This window comes from Arthrobacter antioxidans (assembly GCF_023100725.1).
In the GTDB taxonomy this organism is placed as follows: domain Bacteria; phylum Actinomycetota; class Actinomycetes; order Actinomycetales; family Micrococcaceae; genus Arthrobacter_D; species Arthrobacter_D antioxidans.
Map to the genome: position 1 here is coordinate 2,831,473 of NZ_CP095501.1, position 18,192 is coordinate 2,849,664.

The 18,192-nt window shown below is 66.5% G+C and carries 21 protein-coding genes; 8 read left to right on the plus strand and 13 right to left on the minus strand.

Going from position 1 to position 18,192, the window contains the following annotated elements; translation table 11 throughout:
- The first annotated feature begins 32 nt into the window (after nt 1–32).
- Nucleotides 33–1,241: a cysteine desulfurase-like protein gene (locus MWM45_RS13025; RefSeq protein ID WP_247826816.1), complete on the plus strand. Its 1,209-nt coding sequence runs from the start codon at nt 33–35 to the stop codon at nt 1,239–1,241.
- Nucleotides 1,242–1,282: 41 nt separating this feature from the next.
- Here MWM45_RS13025 and MWM45_RS13030 read toward each other — a convergent pair whose 3' ends face one another.
- Complete coding sequence (locus MWM45_RS13030; RefSeq protein WP_247826817.1) at nt 1,283–1,690, minus strand: RidA family protein; 408 nt, start codon at nt 1,688–1,690, stop codon at nt 1,283–1,285.
- A gap of 20 nt (nt 1,691–1,710) precedes the next feature.
- On the opposite strand from MWM45_RS13030, the gene MWM45_RS13035 reads away from it, so the two are divergent.
- From MWM45_RS13035 to MWM45_RS13055, 5 genes are all read left to right on the plus strand, one after another.
- The gene (locus MWM45_RS13035) at nt 1,711–1,875 is read left to right on the plus strand and encodes a hypothetical protein (protein WP_247826818.1); all 165 of its coding nucleotides are present in this window, start codon (nt 1,711–1,713) and stop codon (nt 1,873–1,875) included.
- Complete coding sequence (locus MWM45_RS13040; protein WP_247826819.1) at nt 1,872–3,623, plus strand: alkaline phosphatase D family protein; 1,752 nt, start codon at nt 1,872–1,874, stop codon at nt 3,621–3,623. The genes MWM45_RS13035 and MWM45_RS13040 overlap by 4 nt, the downstream gene beginning before the upstream one ends.
- 245 nt (nt 3,624–3,868) lie before the next feature.
- Complete coding sequence (locus MWM45_RS13045; protein ID WP_247826820.1) at nt 3,869–4,630, plus strand: IclR family transcriptional regulator; 762 nt, start codon at nt 3,869–3,871, stop codon at nt 4,628–4,630.
- A gap of 328 nt (nt 4,631–4,958) precedes the next feature.
- Nucleotides 4,959–6,329 (plus strand): FAD-binding oxidoreductase, encoded by a 1,371-nt coding sequence (locus MWM45_RS13050; protein WP_247826821.1) that lies wholly within the window; start codon nt 4,959–4,961, stop codon nt 6,327–6,329.
- 81 nt (nt 6,330–6,410) lie between these two features.
- Nucleotides 6,411–8,195: an L-lactate permease gene (locus tag MWM45_RS13055; protein WP_247826822.1), complete on the plus strand. Its 1,785-nt coding sequence runs from the start codon at nt 6,411–6,413 to the stop codon at nt 8,193–8,195.
- Between the two features lie 170 nt (nt 8,196–8,365).
- Here the strand turns inward: MWM45_RS13055 and MWM45_RS17785 are convergent, their stop codons facing one another.
- The 4 genes from MWM45_RS17785 to MWM45_RS13070 form a co-directional block, all read right to left on the minus strand.
- A complete protein-coding gene (locus MWM45_RS17785) occupies nt 8,366–8,569 on the minus strand; it encodes a heme-binding protein (RefSeq protein ID WP_418909692.1) in 204 nt (67 codons plus the stop codon).
- A gap of 109 nt (nt 8,570–8,678) precedes the next feature.
- Entirely contained in the window at nt 8,679–9,104 is a 426-nt protein-coding gene (locus MWM45_RS13060) for a GlcG/HbpS family heme-binding protein (protein WP_247826823.1), read from the minus strand.
- Entirely contained in the window at nt 9,101–11,287 is a 2,187-nt protein-coding gene (locus tag MWM45_RS13065) for a malate synthase G (protein ID WP_247829230.1), read from the minus strand. The genes MWM45_RS13060 and MWM45_RS13065 overlap by 4 nt, the downstream gene beginning before the upstream one ends.
- 350 nt (nt 11,288–11,637) lie before the next feature.
- Nucleotides 11,638–12,138, minus strand: a complete 501-nt coding sequence (locus MWM45_RS13070) for a hypothetical protein (protein WP_247826824.1) — start codon at nt 12,136–12,138, stop codon at nt 11,638–11,640.
- Between the two features lie 67 nt (nt 12,139–12,205).
- On the opposite strand from MWM45_RS13070, the gene MWM45_RS13075 reads away from it, so the two are divergent.
- Entirely contained in the window at nt 12,206–12,364 is a 159-nt protein-coding gene (locus tag MWM45_RS13075) for a hypothetical protein (protein ID WP_247826825.1), read from the plus strand.
- Between the two features lie 9 nt (nt 12,365–12,373).
- Nucleotides 12,374–12,874 (plus strand): DinB family protein, encoded by a 501-nt coding sequence (locus MWM45_RS13080; RefSeq protein WP_247826826.1) that lies wholly within the window; start codon nt 12,374–12,376, stop codon nt 12,872–12,874.
- 420 nt (nt 12,875–13,294) lie between these two features.
- Here MWM45_RS13080 and MWM45_RS13085 read toward each other — a convergent pair whose 3' ends face one another.
- From MWM45_RS13085 to MWM45_RS13120, 8 genes are all read right to left on the minus strand, one after another.
- On the minus strand, nt 13,295–13,567 hold the full coding sequence (locus tag MWM45_RS13085; protein WP_247826827.1) for an NUDIX domain-containing protein: 273 nt from the start codon (nt 13,565–13,567) through the stop codon (nt 13,295–13,297).
- A complete protein-coding gene (locus tag MWM45_RS13090) occupies nt 13,564–14,133 on the minus strand; it encodes a GNAT family N-acetyltransferase (protein WP_247826828.1) in 570 nt (189 codons plus the stop codon). The genes MWM45_RS13085 and MWM45_RS13090 overlap by 4 nt, the downstream gene beginning before the upstream one ends.
- 92 nt (nt 14,134–14,225) lie before the next feature.
- Nucleotides 14,226–14,405: a hypothetical protein gene (locus MWM45_RS13095; protein ID WP_247826829.1), complete on the minus strand. Its 180-nt coding sequence runs from the start codon at nt 14,403–14,405 to the stop codon at nt 14,226–14,228.
- A gap of 51 nt (nt 14,406–14,456) precedes the next feature.
- Nucleotides 14,457–15,155: a hypothetical protein gene (locus MWM45_RS13100; RefSeq protein ID WP_247826830.1), complete on the minus strand. Its 699-nt coding sequence runs from the start codon at nt 15,153–15,155 to the stop codon at nt 14,457–14,459.
- The gene (locus MWM45_RS13105) at nt 15,155–15,754 is read right to left on the minus strand and encodes an RNA polymerase sigma factor (protein WP_247826831.1); all 600 of its coding nucleotides are present in this window, start codon (nt 15,752–15,754) and stop codon (nt 15,155–15,157) included. Before MWM45_RS13105 ends, MWM45_RS13100 begins: the two co-directional genes overlap by 1 nt.
- A gap of 290 nt (nt 15,755–16,044) precedes the next feature.
- Nucleotides 16,045–16,398 carry a hypothetical protein gene (locus MWM45_RS13110; protein WP_247826832.1) on the minus strand — a complete coding sequence of 118 codons (354 nt, stop codon included), beginning with the start codon at nt 16,396–16,398 and terminating at the stop codon, nt 16,045–16,047.
- A gap of 288 nt (nt 16,399–16,686) precedes the next feature.
- Nucleotides 16,687–17,712 carry an alpha/beta fold hydrolase gene (locus MWM45_RS13115; RefSeq protein WP_247826833.1) on the minus strand — a complete coding sequence of 342 codons (1,026 nt, stop codon included), beginning with the start codon at nt 17,710–17,712 and terminating at the stop codon, nt 16,687–16,689.
- A gap of 90 nt (nt 17,713–17,802) precedes the next feature.
- Entirely contained in the window at nt 17,803–18,063 is a 261-nt protein-coding gene (locus MWM45_RS13120) for a hypothetical protein (RefSeq protein WP_247826834.1), read from the minus strand.
- Nucleotides 18,064–18,192: the final 129 nt, after the last annotated feature.

The window sequence follows — 18,192 nt, forward strand, 5'->3', positions numbered from 1 at the left end:
CCGTATCGACCCTCACCTGAGAAGGTAACGACATGACCTTGGACATCGCGGCCTTCCGCGCGCACTTCCCCGCCCTGCTCACCGGCACCGCGTATTTCGACGGCCCCGGCGGAACGCAAACCCCCACCGTCGTGGGAACCGCGATAGCCGATGCCATCACCGGGCCGCTGTCCAACCGCGGCTTCGGTATGGGCTCGGAGAGCAACGCCGAATCGGCGGTCGGCCGATTCCGGGCGGCGATGGCCGACCTGCTGGGGGCGCATCCTCGCGGTGTCGTCTATGGCCGAAGCGCAACGCAGCTCGCCTATGACTTCTCCCGCCACCTCGCCAAGACCTGGCAGCCGGGTGACGAGGTCGTAGTGTCACGCCTGGATCATGACTCCAATATCCGCCCCTGGCTGCAAGCAGCCGCCGCGGTCGGCGCCACTGTGCGCTGGATCGATTTCGACCCGGACACCACGGAGATCGACGAAGCGTCCGTCGCAGCCGCGATCACCGAGCGCACGAAGCTGGTAGCGATCACCGCCGCGTCGAACCTGCTCGGCACCAAACCGCCGGTGCGCCGCATTGCCGATGCCGCTCACACGGTCGGCGCACTGGTCTACGTGGACGGGGTGCACTACACCGCTCACGCGGCGGTCGATGTGAAGGCGTTGGGATCAGACTTCTTCGCCTGTTCGCCCTACAAATTCCTCGGGCCTCATTGCGGTGTTCTCGTGGCCGACCCGGATCTACTGGAGTCACTGCAGCCGGACAAGCTGCTGCCGTCCACGAACGAGGTTCCTGAGCGGTTCGAGTTCGGTACCCTCCCGTACGAGATCATGGCCGGAGCCACGGTGGCCGTGGATTTCCTCGCAGCGATCGCGCCCGGCGCCGCAACCAGCCGCCGTGCGCGCCTTCTCGCATCCACTCACGTGGTCGATGAGTACGAGCTCGCGTTGCGCTCCCGCATCGAGGCAGGGCTGGCCGGACTGGGTGACGCCGTCACACTGCACTCGAAAGCCCAGGATCGGACACCGACACTGCTGGTGACGTTCCCGGGCCGGTCCTCCGCGAATGCCTACCGGTTCCTTGCGGAACGGAACATCCTCGCGCCGGCAGGTTCTTTCTACGCGTACGAGGCCTTCCGTCGCCTCGATCTCGAGGACAGCGCCGCCCTGCGGATCGGCTTGGCGCCGTACAACAACGACGACGACGTCGACCGCCTACTGGCCGCGCTCGGCGAGTTCGTTGCTTCGTAGCGCGGGGTGGGCAGGATCCGTGAACGCGGCGTCGCCATGCATCAGTCGCGGACGGCAGCTACCGCTTCAATCTCCACGAGCTGGTGCTCGTACCCGAGAACTGTCACCCCGAGCAGCGTGCTTGGCACGTCGTGTCCGCCGAACCTGTCACGTACAACACCCCATACCCTCACAAGGTCGGCGCGGTCGGTGGATGCCACGAGGACGCGTGTAGTGATCACGTCCTCGAGAGTCGCACCGGCGTCGCCCAGCGCCACCAGCATGTTGTCGATGCACTTCGCCGCCTGCACCGCATAGTTACCCTCGCCCACCGTGACACCGGCTTCATCGAGGGGACACGATCCTGCGAGGAACACCAGCCGCGCGTCAGACGGTGCTGTAGCCGCGTAGGCGTACTGCACCATGTCCGAAAGGGCGGTCGAGCGGATCAGGGTCACAGCGGAAGCCATCGAGCCTTGCTTTCTCTCGTGTGGATGAGCCCCAAGCCTCCCACTTCGTCGTGCAGTACGGCTCACCATCGAAGGACGACACCTGGGCAGAGGGCATCGCCATGGACCGCGCAGACCAGCACGAAGGCAAACCCGTCGACATCGACCTGCGGGCCGACGGGGAGAGGGGTAGAACATACGTATGACACCAACTCCCCTGGTCCTTGGCCCCATACTGCGGTACGTCGACGAAACCTCGGCAAGTGTCTGGGTGGAGGTCGGCGCCGCGGCACGCGTCGTCGTCCGGGCCTCCCAGCGATCCTGGGAAGCACGCACGTTCGCGGTCCACGGGCACCATTACGCGCTCGTCGAGGTGGACGGCCTCGAGCCGGGAAGCGTCACCTCCTACACGGTGGAGATCGACGGACACCAGGCCTGGCCGGACCCGGGATCGGTTCCCGAATTCCCGCCGTCGAGCATTGCGACACGCACCCCGGGGAAGCCCCTGCGACTGGCCTTCGGGTCCTGCCGCACGAGCGTCCCCCACACCAAGGAGGGCAATCGGACCCACGGCATCGATGCCATGCGTGCGTACGCGCTCGACCGGACGAAGGACGACAGTTCACCGCGGCCGGACCTGATTCTCTTCCTCGGCGACCAGGTGTATGCCGATTCCACCAGTGAGGAGATGCAGCAGTTCATCCGCGGGCGGAGGGACATCGAGGAGGAGCCCGGCGCCGAGCTGAAGGACTACGAGGAGTACGCCCACCTGTACAACCTGGCCTGGTCCGACAGCGCCAACCGCTGGTTGCTGTCCACCCTTCCCAGTGCCATGATCTTCGACGACCACGACATCCGCGATGACTGGAACGCCTCCACCTCTTGGAAGCAGGAGATGGAGGCCACCTCCTGGTGGCAGGACCGGATCGTCGCGGGCCTGGCGTCGTACTGGGTGTACCAGCACCTCGGCAACCTGTCACCGGACCGGCGCGCCGAGGACCGCCTCTGGCAACGGATCGTCAACCATCACGACGCCGCCGAGCTCGACCTGAGCGAGGAGCTCGACGCCTTCGCCGACCGGGCGGACAAGGACCCGGCCAGCTACCGCTGGAGCTACTGCCGCGACTTCGATGACACACGCCTGATCGTGGTCGACTCCCGCGTATCCCGCGTGCTGACACCCGATGCGCGGGCCCTGCTCAGCGAGGAGGAGACGGCATGGCTGGATGGCAAGATGGTGGGTGGATTCCGGCACCTCCTGGTGGGGACCTCGCTGCCGTTCCTCCTGCCGCTGGGGCTGCATCACATCGAGTCGTGGGACGAGGCCCTCGCACAGGGTGCATGGGGCGCGCGGGGCGCGCGGCTGGGTGAGAAGCTGCGGCAGGGCATGGATCTCGAACACTGGGCCGCCTTCCAGAACAGCTTCCGCGCCGTGGCCCTCATGGCGACGGACGTGGCGGACGGCAACCGGGGCCCGGCACCGGAGACTGTGACCTTCCTGTCGGGAGACGTCCACTTCTCGTACGTCGCGGAAGTGGACAGGACGTCGGGCAGCCGTATCCTCCAGGTGGTCTGCTCCCCGATCCGCAATCCGCTGCCGCGGCTCCTGCGCTCCTCCACCGCCATCCTCTCCTACGCCGTGGCGGCACCTCTCGGGGCCCTCGTGGCGCGCTCCGTGAAAGTTCCCAACCCACCGTTCCGCTGGCGGAACATCAGGGGACCGTGGTTCGACAACAACCTCGCGTCGCTCGAGGACACCACGGACGGGCTCACGCTGTCGTGGCAATCGGGGACGGTCGACGGCGACGACCATCTCCACCCCCGGCTCACGGAGGTTGCCGCCATGACAGTGCCGCGGCGTGGGTCCGGGACTGTGCCGGGAGGGGAAGCTGAGCCCGAGGCAGCGCTCTCGACGTCGAAGGGCATTCGGGCACGGAGATTGCGGCGAAAGTAGGACCAGCCTCCAGCGCCGTGCCCCCTCGTAGACGGCGCGACTTCCGGAGGAGGGTGCAGGCGGCAAGGGCCATAGGGCTCGGCCCTCGGCGCCGGCGGCAACTGTCCTGGTGGTGTACCGGGCCGGCTCGTACCTGGAAGGTATGAGCCGGATCATGGGGATCGCCCTCCGGGGAGATTCCACGATATGGATATGCTGGGATCGGACGACAGCGACGCGCAGGACACAAGTCAGGAGCAGGAACCATGGAGGCACCGGTCAGAAGCGGAGGCGTGCAGTCCGTCGAGCGTGTCTTCGAACTCCTGGAGCTGATCAATGACGCCGGGGGCGAGGTCACCCTGAGTGAACTCGCAGCTTCCACCGATCTTCCGCTGCCCACCATCCACCGTCTGCTCCGCACTCTGGTCGGCAAGGGCTATGTCCGTCAGCTGCCGAACCGCAGGTATGTCCTCGGCCCGCGATTGATCCGTCTTGGGGAAGGCGCGAACAGACAGCTCGGCGCACTCGCTCGCCCGCAGCTCAAACACCTGGTCGATGCTCTCGGGGAAACGGCCAACATGGCCGTGCTGGATTCCGACATGGTCGTCTACATAGCGCAGGTGCCGTCGCTGCACTCCATGCGGATGTTCACGGAGGTCGGCCGCCGTGCCCACACCCATGACACGGGGGTAGGAAAAGCGATCCTGGCCCAACTGGATGACGAGTCGGTGCGACGCATCGTCCTCCGTGCCGGCATGCCCACGCCGACGACGAAGAGTATCGCGTCGATCGATGCACTGCTCGACGAATTGGCCGCCGTCCGCAGGCGGGGGTACGCGGTCGACGACGGCGAGCAGGAGCTCGGCGTCCGGTGTTTCGCCGTTGCCGTGCCCGACTCCCCGACCCCGACGGCCATCTCCGTCTCCGGCCCCATCTCGCGCGTGGACGAGGATTTCGCCCAGCGTGTGGTTCCCCTATTGACCGCTGCCGCACAGGCCATCTCCGGCGATCTCAACGTCGCCGACTAGGCATGGGCAGGGCACCGGGCCCTGCAGCCCTGCAGGGCCCGGGTTCGTTCTCAGGGGAATCTCCCCCGGGGTTGAACGGTCCCGCCTGGACGTTCGTCGCGCCCATCGGCCGCTCGGCGACGGCGGGTGGCTCGGACCATTGACATCGGCAACCTTCACCCCTAGCGTTTTCGTCAGATAGAAGTGGTATTCCGTCATGCGGAAGTGGCTGCTATCAATGCTTGCCACCCCTGGCTGCGAGGGTTCGTCCTCGCAGGCGCGGCCTGGTGGCCTCGGCCCCTCACGGACGCGGCCCATGGCAGACGCACTACGTCAAAGGAGACGATCGATGATCAGCAATACCGTCGCCCACAGCCTGCCCGAGGTTTTCGCAGCCCTACCCCGGTTCACCCAGGATCCCCGGGAGCTCGCACTCGTCCGCACCGACCGCTCCGGCTATGTGCCGCCGACCCTGCCGGACGGGGTGGTCCAGGCCGAGTCGGTCGAGGACGTGGTGGAGACGCTCAAGCTGGCGAACGAGCATCGCATTCCCGTCGTTCCGCGCGGAGCGGGAACCGGTCTTGCCGCCGGCGCCGCCGCGAGGGCCGGTGAGATCGTCCTCGATGTGCGGCGGATGAACCGGATCCTGCGCATCGACCCCGTCGAGCAGATCGCCGTCGTCGAGCCGGGGGTGCTCAACGCCGAGCTCAATGCAGCCGCTGCCCTGCACGGCCTGTTCTACGCTCCGGATCCGGCCAGCACCGCCATCTGCTCCATCGGCGGCAACATCGCGACCAATGCCGGCGGGATGCGTTGCGCGAAGTACGGGGTGACCCGTGAGTCGGTGCTGAGCCTCACGGTGGTCCTGGCCGATGGCCGTGTGCTGGTCACCGGCACCCAGACCATCAAGGCCGTCACCGGCTATGACCTGAACGCAGTGTTCATCGGCTCGGAGGGCACACTCGGCGTCGTCGTCGAGGCGACGCTCCGGCTGCGCCCGGCGCCGGTGGCAACCGCCACCCTCGCCGCCTACTTCCAGACCGTGGAAGCAGCGGCGGCGGCCGCCTCGGCCGTGGTCGCGGCGCGGGCTACCCCCTCGGTGCTCGAACTCGTGGACGGCCCCACCCTGGGCGCGATCGATCGCGCCACCGGAACCGATCACCGCCGGCGCGGCGAAGCCTTCCTGCTGGCTCAGACCGATGGATTCGGTGCCGAGATCGAGCGCGACGTGGTGCTGAAGGCCATCGAGCCCTTCGCGGAATCGGTCATGATCGCCGACGATCCGGCGGAGGCGGAAGCCCTCATCCAGGCGCGCCGGGACGCGATCCCCTCGCTCGAGAAACTGGGCCGGACGTCCATCGGCGACGTCGGAGTACCCCGCAATCGGCTCGCGGAGATCGTGACGGGGATCCAGCGCATCTCGGAGGACACCGGCGTCGACCTCTACACGGTCGCGCATGCCGCGGACGGCAACCTGCACCCGATGATCGTCGTCGACGAGAACGAATCCATCACGGACGGCGCGCCGAAACTGGCGATGGGCCGGATCTTCGAGCTCGCCCAGAGCCTCGGCGGCACCCTGACCGGCGAACACGGGGTCGGGCTGCTCAAGCGCGACTGGTTCACGGCGGAGGTCGGTGAGGTCTCCCGCGACATCCAGCACCGGATCAAGCACGCTCTCGACCCGCAGAACATCCTGAATCCGGGCAAAGCCATCTGACTTCGGGCACCCTGCCCCCCAGCTTGTACCCGTCTCTCGCCTATCCAGGTCAGAAAGGCCTTTCCTGTGGACAATCTCGCTGTGCTTAGTCTCTTGGCGCTGTCACCCATCCTCGTGGTGGGCGTGCTCCTGGCCGGGTTCCGCTGGCCCGCGAAATACGCGATGCCCCTCGGCTACGTCGTCGCCGTCGTCGTGGCGCTGGTGGTGTGGCGCGTGAGCTTCAACGGGGTGATGGCCGCGACCATCGAGGGCCTGATCGTCGCCGTGACCCTGCTCTACATCGTGTTCGGCGCGCTCCTGTTGCTTTCAACGCTCACCGTGGGAGGAGCGATGGCGACGATCCGGGCCGGTTTCGACAACATCTCGGCCGACCGACGGGTCCAGGCCATCATCATCGGGTGGCTCTTCGGCTCGTTCATCGAAGGTGCCTCGGGTTTCGGCACACCGGCTGCCGTGGTGGCTCCCCTTCTGCTGGCGATGGGCTTCCCCGCGATGGCCGCCGTCATGGTCGGTCTGATCATCCAGAGCACCCCGGTCAGCTTCGGAGCGGTGGGTACGCCGATTCTCGTGGGTGTGGGCAACGGCCTGGGTGGCGATCCCGCGGTGGCCGAGCGCGCGAGTGTTCTCGGGCTGACGATGCCCGAGTTCATCTCGGAGATCGGCTTCAACGTGGCGGTCATCCACGCGATCGTCGGCATCCTGATCCCGCTGATTCTGGTGACCATGCTCACCGGCTTCTTCGGCCCCCAGCGGCGATTCCGCGACGGGCTCGTGGTCTGGCCGTTCGCCGTGTACGCGTCCCTTGCCATGACCGTCCCCTACGTCCTGGTGGCCCGGATCCTCGGACCGGAGTTCCCGTCCCTCTTCGGCGGCCTCATCGGGCTGGTGCTGGTCATGTTCACCTCGAGCCGCGGCTTCCTGATGCCGAAGGACACCTTCGATTTCGGCCCCCGCGCCTCCTGGCCCGAGCGCTGGATGGGCACCATCGAACCTGCCGCAGCGACCGAGATCTCCACCCGGATGAGCCTGGTGCGGGCGTGGGCACCCTACGTCCTCATGGCGGTCCTCCTCGTGGCGACCCGTGTCATCGCACCGCTGAAGGAGTTCCTGACAGGGATACAGATTCCCTTCGCGGGGATTCTCGGCACCGAGATCACCACCAGCATCCAGCCCTTCTACTCACCGGCCTTCCTCCTCATCCTGGCGTCGGTCTTCGCCTGCCTGCTGCACCGCATGAAGGGCCCCCAGATTGCTCAGAGCCTGGCGATCTCCGGACGCCAGCTCGCCGGCACGGCCGCTGCGCTGCTCTTCGCGGTTCCGCTTGTGCGGGTCCTCATCCAATCGGGCCCGGCCCTCAACGAATCCGGACTCGCCAGCATGCCGGTGACCCTCGCGGAGGGTGCCGCCGCGATCTCGGGCAGCTCCTGGCCCCTGATCGCACCGTGGATCGGAGCGCTCGGAGCTTTTGTTGCCGGGTCCAACACCGTGTCCAACCTGACCTTCGCCCAGTTCCAGTTCTCGACCGGCGCGGGGATCGGCGTGCCGCCCGAATTGGTGGTCGCCGCCCAGGCCGTGGGCGGTGCCGGCGGTAATCCGGTGGCCATCCACAACATCGTCGCGGCCGCGGCCACCGTGGGCCTCCTTGGTCGCGAGGGGGACCTGCTGCGGAAGACCGTCCTGGTGACGATGTACTACTGCGCCATGAGCGGCGCGGTCGCGTACATCTCCATCTACGGGTTCGGGTTCAACCCTGGCACCATCCTCCTGGCGCTACTCATCATCGGCCTGGCCCTGCTGGCCCGGGTACTGATGCGCAAGAACGTACCTCTGGAGGAGCGGAGCAGCGTAGGGTCCGGAACGGCATGAGCCCGCAGTCATGAGGGCGAACAGGGGCCGCCCCGAGGTGTGACACCTCGGGGCACGCCCGCAGCCCGAGCGCGGGAACAGATCGAGCGTGCGAACGACGAGGGGGAGGGAACCGGAGTGATCCGGTTCCCTCCCCCTCGTCTGTGGGACGAAGCGTCAGACCTGGGCGCTCAGGCCGGCCGCCGCGGCGGCGATGGAGTACGCCTGCTGCTCCGCGCGCTGATGGCCCACGACCCCATGCCGAGGGCCAACGCTCCGTAGGCCTTGCCGTGCGCGATCTCGAAGCGGTTGTTCGACGCGCCGTCCTGGCGGGCAGCGGCTTGAAGCCGTGCTGTCGGCCCGCCTCCATCAGGGGGCGCCCCGAGGTGTGACACTTCCGATGACTCCCACGGCCGAGCGCGGGAACAGATCGAGCGCGAGAACGACGAGGGGGAGGGAACCGGAGTGATCCGGTTCCCTCCCCCTCGTCCGTGGGACGAAGCGTCAGACCTGGGCGCTCAGGCCGGCCGCCTCGATCGCCGTCGACGCCGCGGTCTCGTCGTTGTCGGAACTGTCACCGCTGATACCGACGGCACCCAGGATCGTGCCTCCGTCGTCGCGGACCAGGACGCCACCGGGGACCGGGATGAGCCGACCTCCCAGGGTGGCACCCGCGGCCGCGATGAAGTACGCCTGCTGCTCCGCGCGCTCCATGATGGCCCGCGACCCCATGCCGAGGGCCAATGCTCCGTAGGCCTTGCCGTGCGCGATCTCGAAGCGGTTGTTCGACGCGCCGTCCTGGCGGGCAGCGGCGATGACGTGACCACCCGCGTCGAGCACGACGACGGTCAGCGGCTTGAAGCCGTGCTGCCGGCCCGCGTCCAGGGCGTCGGCGATGATCGATTGGGCGGTTGTCAGTGTCAGGGTCATGATGCGGTCCTTGTCATGGTGTCGGTGTGCTTGTGCAGGGAGCGTCGCCGGTGCAGGATCGGCTCGGTGTACCCCGAGGGCTGGGCCGCGCCCTCGAGAACGAGCTCGCGGGCTGCGAGGAACGCTTCGGTATCGAAGGCCGGGGACATCGGCGTGTAGGTGGGATCGGCCGCGTTCTGCTCGTCGACCACCGCCGCCATCCGGCGCAGGGATGCCTCCACCTCGTCCTCGGTCACGACGCCGTGCAGGAGCCAGTTGGCGATGTGCTGCGAACTGATCCGGCAGGTGGCGCGGTCCTCCATCAGCGCCGTGCCATGGAGGTCGGGCACCTTGGAACACCCGACGCCGTCGTTGACCCACCGCACGATGTAGCCGAGCGTGCTCTGAATGTTGTTGTCCAGCTCGTTGCGGCGGTCCTCTGCGCTCCAGCTTCCCGGATCACCGACCGGGATGGTGAGGAGTTGCCGCAGCGTCGAGCGGCGTTCCCCGGCCAGCTCCGCCTGCCGGGCGTCCACATCGATCTGGTGGTAGTGCATCACGTGCAGGGTCGCAGCCGTGGGCGAGGGGACCCAGGCGCAGTCCGCTCCGGCGAGAGGATGGCCGACCTTCTGCTCCAGCATGTCGGCCATGTTGTCCGGGGCCGCCCACATGCCCTTCCCGATCTGGGCCCGCCCTTTGAGTCCGCACTCGAGCCCGATGTCGACGTTGGCGTCCTCATAGGCCTTGATCCAGCTGGAATTGCGCATTTCGGCCTTGCGGACCATGGGGCCGGCGAGCATCGAGGTGTGGATCTCATCGCCGGTACGGTCCAGGAATCCGGTGTTGATGAACGCGACGCGGTCCCTGGCCTCCCAGATGCATGCCTTCAGGTTGGCGGACGTGCGGCGTTCCTCGTCCATGATGCCGATCTTCAGGGTGAGCGGTTCAAGACCCAGCACGTCCTCGGTCCCGGCCAACAGGGCGCAAGCGACGGCGACCTCGGCGGGCCCGTGCATCTTGGGCTTCACGATGTAGACCGATCCCGCCCGTGAGTTGTGCCCGGCATGGGCGCCCCGCAGGTCGTGCACGGAGCCGAGGCCGGTGAAGAGGGCATCGAGGATTTCCTCGGGCACCGGATCACCGGCAGCATCGAGCACGGCGTCACTGGTCATCAGGTGGCCCACCTGGCGGATGAGAAGCAGCGAACGGCCCGGAAGGGTCATCTCGGAACCGTCGGTCGCCGTGTAGAGGCGGTCAGGGTTGAGCCGCCGGGTGTAGCTGCCCGTACCCGTGGCAATCTGAGCGGTCAGTGTTCCCTGCATCAGCTGCAGCCAGTTGCGGTAACCCGACACCTTGTCTCCGGCGTCGACAGCTGCCACGGAGTCCTCGAGGTCCATGATGGTCGTGATCGCGGACTCCAGCACGATGTCCTTCACCCCGGCAAGGTCACCGGAGCCGATGGTGTGGCCACGGTCGATCTGGATCTCCACGTGCAGTCCGTTGTGCACGAGCAGCACCGACTCGGGCGCGTCCGGTGCTCCCCGGTAGCCGGTGAACTGCCCCGGCTCGGCGAGCGCCGTCGGACCGTCCGGCGTCTCCGCGACCAGGGCCCGGTCCGCTATCCGGTATGCGGTGACATCGGCGTGGGACCCACCCATCAGCGCAAAGTGCTGATCCAGGAACTCCCGGCCGCGTGCGACGACGGCGGCACCCCGGACCGGGTTGTAGCCGCGCGTCCTCTCGCGGCCCTCGTCCTCGTCGATAGCGTCGGTGCCGTACAGCGCATCGTAGAGCGAGCCCCATCGGGCGTTCGCGGCATTGGCGGCGAACCGGGCGTTCAGTAGCGGGACCACCAACTGGGGGCCCGAGACCGTCGCGATCTCCGGGTCGACGCGATCGGTCGCGATGCTGAAGTCTCCGGGCTCGTCGACCAGATAGCCGATCGAGCGCAGGAATTCCTCGTAGGCGTCCTGATCCGGGGGTGTGGCGCCGGCCGAGCGGTGGTACTCGTCGATCTGCTGCTGCATCCGGTCCCGGGTGGCCAGCAGTTCCTGCACCCGTGGCGAGAACTCCGTGATGAGAGCGGCGGCGCCCGTCCAGAACGCCTCGGCCTCAAGCCTCGTACCGGGTAGGGCTTCGTCCCGGACGAAGGCATAGAGCTCTTCGGCGACACTGAGCCCGTTGGTCTCCACGTACTTCGGCATACTACCCACCCTCTTACTTTCTCATTATGCGGAAAATAAATACCAACATGTAGAATTTAGTCAGCACAATCCGGGCTGTCAATGGTGAGGCCGGCCGCCCGCCCGATCATGAGCCACGCGGACAGGGCCGAAGCGGCAGCGACCGCGCCAGGATGATCACCACCAGCACGATCGGGGTGATCTTCGCAAGATCGGCGAGAGCGGTGTCATTCGTGTCGATCGCCACCGCCCCTCCGCGAGGGGCGAACCGCTCGGATCAGCGGTCACCGTCGCCTCCGAGATGCCCTCCTGCGCCGATACCCCACCACACCGTCGATCGCTTCACCGCGCGCTGACGGGCGCTCATGAGATCAGGGGTTGCGCTGCGGGGGTGCGGCGCGTAACCGCCACAGCATGGCATCGACCGGGCCCAGGAGCATCAGTGCGAGGAAAGCCGCCACGCTGATGAGGTACAGCATCATTCCCCAGGGGCTGTACGCGCCCCCGCTGATCATGAAGGTGTCTGCAAGTCCCATCCCTGCGGGGACTGACGCGAAGAAGTGCGAGGGAGCACCGAGGGCCAGGACCGTGAGATACAGGGCTGCCAGGGATCGGTGCAGGCGGATTCGCCGCAGCTGGGCCGCGCCGGCCACAGCCGCCGCAAGAGCGATGCCCACCACGGCCCAGATGATGACGGTGCCAACACCCATGCTTTCTCTCGCGGCCTCGACGCTTCGGTAGGTATCCGGAAGGCTGGAGGATGGGACGGCTGCTAGCGGATTCCACACCAGGATCTGCAACGCCCCGACCACGGCGTAGGCAATACACGCGACCAATCCACTGACCTGCACCATGCGCATGCTCTTGTCCATCAGAATCCCCCGGTGATGACCATGGAAACAGCCTATCGGCGGAGTGCGCTCGGGAACCGTCCTACCCATGCCGCCGACAGCACAGATCGACGCCATGTCGGGGGTGACGCCAGCACCGGGACGCACCTCAGACGACCGGCGCATGGGGCTCTTCGTCGAGACGTTCTGCAAGTTCCGGGTTGCCATGGTCGGCGCGCCTGCGCTGCGCATCGACTCCCCTGACTAGGTTGGGCGGATGGAGAATGACAGCCGGACGGAACCACCTGCGGCTGCCGGAGAGCGGGAGACACTGACAGGCTTCCTGGATTACTTCCGGGCCACCGTAGTGATGAAGGCCAGCGGCCTCAGCGATGCCGACGGCGCCAAGCGGCTCGTGCCCTCGCTGACAACGGTGTCCGGGTTGGTACAACACCTGACAGATGTCGAGCGGTTCTGGTTCCAGGACCGCATCGACGGGCGGCAAGGCGTGCCGACCCGATGGTCCGTCGAGGATCCCGACGGCGAGTTCCGGGTGAGTGACCAGGACAGCCTGGCGGGCATCATCGAGAACTACGAGGCCGCCTGCCGCCAGTCCCGCGAGGTGCTGGAGCGGTATGGGATGGAGGAGCGCTGCCGCGGTGGCGACGGCGGACAGAGTGTGCGGTGGGTTCTGGTGCACATGATCGAGGAAACGGGTAGGCACTGCGGCCACCTGGATATTCTGCGCGAGCTGCTGGACGGATCCATCGGCGATTAGGCAGGGAATCTCAGGGTCGACCCACAACGCGTTTCGGCGGCCCACTGCTCTGCCTTCACCGTCGACGTACTGATGGGTCCTCGTGATCTTCCCAAGGGGTGGGAAGCCCAGGCGTTCCTGGAGCATTCTGGCCATACAGTTCTTTGTACCGACGCTGCGGTAGAGCCTGTCGTAGCCGGCCGGTGCCGCACAGTGTTCCATCCCGACGCAGAGCGCCGCGCCGGTCCGCCCGCGCCCCAGGAGTCCCAGATGCCTCCAACGGGACTGCTCAATGCATGAAGCCACTGCCGTCCCGGTCTCGGTCGTACTTGCCGCAATGCCTGCAACGCCTATAGCGGCTGCCGTCCTCCGTGGATTCCACGTGCCAGACATGGCGCAAGCTCAGTTTGCACAACAGGTCCTGGAGCATGGCTCTTCCTTTCAAGAGCGCAATCGACCCATACGATAATTGATTGATTCTAAACGGTACCGAGGGTAGCGACGCCACGGATCAGCTGACGATGTCGACCCGGTTTCTTCGAGGAGCTCGCGGATCGCGGCTTGCTCCGGAGATTCTCCGGGCTTGATCGAGCCCGCCGGCCCTTGGACGCCTGTGTCGGTGATCGGCGTATCGTCGTGAGTGAACACCAGGAGATGCCCATCATGGACGACATAGCAGACAGCTTTCTGAACTTCGCAGGGGCATCGCTTCACGGTGCGGATGCCGTGCTGTCCGAGCCGCTGAAGTCCTTGACGTAGAACAGCGAGTCTCCGTGGAGGGCATCCCGGTCCACGCGCGCAGTCTCGACGAAACCGAGTTTGGTCATCACGCGGCGAGAAGCGCTGTTCCATGCACGGACTGTGGCCCACAGGCGTCGATGGCCTGACTCCTCGGCCCAGCCCATGACGGCCAGCGATGCCTCGGTCGCATACCCCTGACCCCAGACTGCGCGGAGAAGTTCGTACGCCAGTTCTGGTTCGCCGTCCTGTCCGTGATCGTTCGCGATCAGGCCGCAGTAACCGATGACATCACCGACATCTCGCCGCTCGACGGCCAGAAGCCCCATGGAAGCATCAGGATCGCCGCGACGGATCCGGTCCTCGATGTCATCCAGGGAAGGGCGGCCATCAGCATCGATCCGACGATGCAGTGGTACGCGCGGATCGCGCTCCGTCCAGAGCGTGCGCTGCAGTCCGGCATCCGACACGCGCCAACGCCGAAGCACCAACCGATCCGTTTCCAGAACGACCATGCCTGCACCAATACGCCCCTGGTCCATGGCGATGATTATGCCGGACCCCTCACTTCTCCCAGTGGAACTGCCCGCCCAGGGATCATCACCGGGGCTGATCTCCTGGTGCTGATGGCGGGTCAGCCGAAGGCTGCCAGGCCGACGAAGGCCATGGCGGCGGTGATCAAGCCGATGAGTGTCAGGACCGCGAGGGTTTGTTCGGTAGCTCTGATGTTCCGCCAGTTTCTCAGTTGTCGAGACAGGGCGTAGAGCACCCCGGGTAGGAGGAAGAACACGGCAATGACGGCTACGAGGGCCAACGGATTTACCTCCCGGTAGGTGGTGGTGTGCAGGTTGTCAGCTCGGCGGGCTCACAGGTCATGGCCTGCCTCCCGCGCCGGCGAGAGGGGTATCCCGTCGGTGTACTCGATATACAGGTTCGGGGACAGGCGTGTCAGCTGGGTGAGTTGCTCTTCGGTGGGCTCGATGTTGGCGCTGACGAGCCAGATCTTCGTGTTCGTCGACGCCGACGTGATCTGCAGGGGCGAGCTGTCGAAGTTGGTCAAGGGGGTACAGGCGACTTCCCACGGGGATCTGGTTGCTTCCGGGTCGGGTGGCTCGGGCGGGTACGCGATGACCAGGCACATCATGCCGTCGTTGCTCTCGGCGGCGTAGTAGTTGTATCCGCGCTCGGTCCCGACGAGCCGGGACGTGCTCACGACCAGTCCCGGAAGGCTGTCCATATCCCCCCGACGCAGGTCCTCGGGCAGCAGGTCCTCGGGCTGTTGGGGCCGTGCCATGGCGGGGACGAAGTCCGCGCCCGTGGTGCTCGCGGGCTGGAAGGGCCCTGAGGCAAGAAGCCCTGCGGTCACTGCCAGGCCGGCCCCACCGATGGCCCAGGGAGCACGTCGATGTTTCCTGATCGCAGGCCGGCCCGGCTGGTCCGCCAGTTCCGTGGGATGGCCCCGGTGCTGAGGCAGCACTGTGTCGGGTTGGAGGTCGGTGGCGGGGAGGGCGCCGAGTTGCCGGCGCAGGGCTGCGCTGCGGGCTGGGTCGAACATGGTGGTCATCAGAGAGTTCCTTCCGTCGCCGGCCGCACACCAAGTGGTCTCAGGGCCGGCAGGAGGACGCCGAGGCGGGTCTTGGCGCGGGAGAGCCGGGATTTGATCGTCCCTTCGGGGACGTCGAGGACGGCCGCGGCTTGTCGGGTCGTCATCTCCTCGAGCACGCACAGGGTCAGGACGTCCCGGTCGAGGGGGCGCAGCATCGCCAGTGCCCGGCGGACGTCCGCGGCGCGACGCTGCATCGTGTCGTCGTGGACGTAGGTGTCAGCGACGTCGCCGACCGGTTCCGGTGCGGGCAGGTGTGCGAGGAGGCTCCGATGCCGGCGTTCATGGCGTGCCTGATTCCGTGCCACGTAGTTCGTCGTCACCAGCAGCCAGGGAAGGACCGAGCCGTCGACGACCCGGACGAACACCCGCTTACGCCAGGCTTCGTAGAACACCATCGCCGTGATGTCCTCAGCGACGTGGGAGAGCTGGAACTGCCGGCCCGCGTGCCGGAACACCGCATCACGATGCCGGTCGAAGATCAGCGTGAACGCAGTGCCGTCGCCGGCGACCACCTGCCGCCACAACGCGTCGTCGTCCGGTCCTGAAATCCCACCCATACCCCATCATGTCCGGCTAACAGCAGATGGTTCCATCAAGACACCCTCGACAACGTGCCGCACGGTCCCGAATTCATCAGCCGGACGGACCCACTGCGTGGCCCGGCGCCCCTGATCGTCGCTTCTTCGATGCTCTCCGCCCCGAATTTGGCTGTTGTTCAGCGACGTGAGACGGTAGCGCCGACCGAACGGGTGAGGTCTGGCTGTGGCAGGTTGTCGTGGCCCCAGCAGGACGGGCCACTAGAACCTGCCACAGTCACCGGGAGATATCAGCGCTCATCGTTACCCGCTTACGCGTTCCCATGCCTTTCGAGCAGTGACATGCGCTCGCGCGCGGCTTGACGACCGATCAACAGCCAGAAACTGCCGCCGACCACGATGACACCGAGACTGAGTGAGGGCCACAGGTAGTAGGCGACCGCGAACATGACCTCCTCGGCATCGGAACCCTCGGACAAGCCGAGATTGCTCTGGACAACGGCAAGAGCGCACCAGGCCACAACCGCCGTTCCCAGCAGCCACGCATACCCGCGCCACATCCCCAGCGAAGATCGACGCCACAGCAGGACGAAGCCGATCACGAGTACACCGAGCGGAAGCGCGGAGAACCCCACGATCAGCCAGGCAAGTTGAGTAGCGCTCATACCCGTCACCCTAGCCATGCGCTTGTCCACAGCTACAGAACGCCCGCCAGCCGATGGGCCTACGACCCAGGGAGTCTTCACGGGCGTTCCACAGGATGACTTTCCGGGCCAACGATGACGGAAATGCATATACGGAGAACGATGGGACGATGACCTGAAGCCAGCCGTTCCGGAAAGGACCACGGCGCACGGCCTCGGTGCCTGCTCCGCTGTACAGGGTCTGGGACCCCGATCGCCGCCAAAGATCCCCGGCCAACTGCAGCATGGGGTGGCGGTTCTTCACAGCACCTACTCGCGGTTGAGTCCTCTCGCCCGCGCCTCGGCCTGCTGCTCGCGGCCGAGCTCGACCAGGCGGTCGTCATCGGTCTTGTTGCCCTTGAACTCGATGACGGCGCCCTCCACCTCGTCGACGACGGCCTTCGCTGCCTCTGTCGGGCTCAGTGAAGCCTTCTGCTTCGGCAGTTCCCGGACGACGGCGATGCCCCCATGATCGCTACCCTCGGTGTTGCCGCGAACCGCACCTTCGTCGTCGCCCTCCGCCGGTGCGCCGCTCGCATGCCGGACGCAGAGACCAGCGACCTCCCGGGCGTGGGCGTGCATCACCGAGTGCGCCGCCCCTTCGACCTCGACGACGTCGACGGCACGGGAGAACGCACCGCTCAGCTGCGCTACCCACGGGCGCGGGCACACGGCGTCGTGCTCGCCGCGGATGACGAGCGTCGACGCGCGCACGCCGGCCGCCGTCCGTTCGATCGGATAGGACATCATGCGGGGCAGGATCTTGAAGAACCACCCGAATCCGCACGTCAGGTAGGCGACGACGGCGAGGAGTTGCACGCGGAAGGGCTCATGGAGGCCGGCGCGCAGGAACCGCAGGGCCTGTGCCGACACGATGCGGGCCGAGGCGTCGATGACCGGGCTGATGAGTACGAGGGTGGTGAGTCCGGGCCGTGCGGCGGCGAGTTCGGTGCAGATCTGAGTGCCCATCGAGTGCCCCACGATCACGGGATCCTCGAGCCCGAGGTCGTCGATGGTTTTGCCGACCAGCTCCGCGAACTGGCTGATCGACAGGGCATGGCGCGCGTGCGGCACGCCACCGAAGCCGGGCAGGTCGAGGGCATGCACGGGGCCGAACTGCACGAGGTGCGGGGCGAGCTGCTCGAAGTAGTGCGAGGAGACCCCGATGCCCGCGACCAGGAGGAACGGCCTCGCCCCGATCTCCCCGACGGAACTCACACGCGCCCAGACGCCGTCACCCTGGATCCGTCGCACGACGATGTCCGGGCCCGCCTCCGATTTTCCACTTTTCGTCACGCCTCATTCTCATGCCGGACAGCAGAAAAGATTCATTCGGGCGGTCCAGGGTCGATGCGCCGTCCACCGAAGGAACACCGCAGAAGCGCTCTACGCTCCGCCGCCTTCCCCCGCGCGCCAGGACAGCACGAATCCTCGTACCTCGTCGAGCAGCTCCTCTTCGGTCATACGGGCTTCAGCGTCAGAAGTGTGCCCTTCCGAGCCGACCGTGAACTTACCGACGGTGAACACGTAGGCCCTCTCCGTCGGCCCATCGAGCCACGCGATGTCGTAGCTGAGGGCTCCGCCCGGCTGTCTTCTCTCACTGATTCGAAACAGCTCGCATTCAACGGTGACCTCGAACGGCTTCATCTGGTGAGTGTAGTTTCGCTTCAGCGAGATGTACCGGTAGGGAATCCCCGAATCACTCGCTTCCCCATGTTCCTCACGCCTGGAAGTGGATCCGGCGGCTCGGGCGTTATGCCACGCGGCATGCCAGCG

Coding starts and splice junctions, on each gene's coding strand:
- MWM45_RS13120 (WP_247826834.1), bottom strand. CDS start 18,063: ATGAAGCCGTTCGAGGTCACCGTTGAATGCGAGCTGTTTCGAATCAGT.
- MWM45_RS13060 (WP_247826823.1), bottom strand. CDS start 9,104: ATGACCCTGACACTGACAACCGCCCAATCGATCATCGCCGACGCCCTG.
- MWM45_RS13045 (WP_247826820.1), top strand. CDS start 3,869: ATGGAGGCACCGGTCAGAAGCGGAGGCGTGCAGTCCGTCGAGCGTGTC.
- MWM45_RS13105 (WP_247826831.1), bottom strand. CDS start 15,754: ATGGGTGGGATTTCAGGACCGGACGACGACGCGTTGTGGCGGCAGGTG.
- MWM45_RS13050 (WP_247826821.1), top strand. CDS start 4,959: ATGATCAGCAATACCGTCGCCCACAGCCTGCCCGAGGTTTTCGCAGCC.
- MWM45_RS13065 (WP_247829230.1), bottom strand. CDS start 11,287: ATGCCGAAGTACGTGGAGACCAACGGGCTCAGTGTCGCCGAAGAGCTC.
- MWM45_RS13090 (WP_247826828.1), bottom strand. CDS start 14,133: ATGGACCAGGGGCGTATTGGTGCAGGCATGGTCGTTCTGGAAACGGAT.
- MWM45_RS13040 (WP_247826819.1), top strand. CDS start 1,872: ATGACACCAACTCCCCTGGTCCTTGGCCCCATACTGCGGTACGTCGAC.
- MWM45_RS13030 (WP_247826817.1), bottom strand. CDS start 1,690: ATGGCTTCCGCTGTGACCCTGATCCGCTCGACCGCCCTTTCGGACATG.
- MWM45_RS13070 (WP_247826824.1), bottom strand. CDS start 12,138: ATGGACAAGAGCATGCGCATGGTGCAGGTCAGTGGATTGGTCGCGTGT.
- MWM45_RS13075 (WP_247826825.1), top strand. CDS start 12,206: ATGCCGCCGACAGCACAGATCGACGCCATGTCGGGGGTGACGCCAGCA.
- MWM45_RS13025 (WP_247826816.1), top strand. CDS start 33: ATGACCTTGGACATCGCGGCCTTCCGCGCGCACTTCCCCGCCCTGCTC.
- MWM45_RS13110 (WP_247826832.1), bottom strand. CDS start 16,398: ATGAGCGCTACTCAACTTGCCTGGCTGATCGTGGGGTTCTCCGCGCTT.
- MWM45_RS13100 (WP_247826830.1), bottom strand. CDS start 15,155: ATGACCACCATGTTCGACCCAGCCCGCAGCGCAGCCCTGCGCCGGCAA.
- MWM45_RS13080 (WP_247826826.1), top strand. CDS start 12,374: ATGGAGAATGACAGCCGGACGGAACCACCTGCGGCTGCCGGAGAGCGG.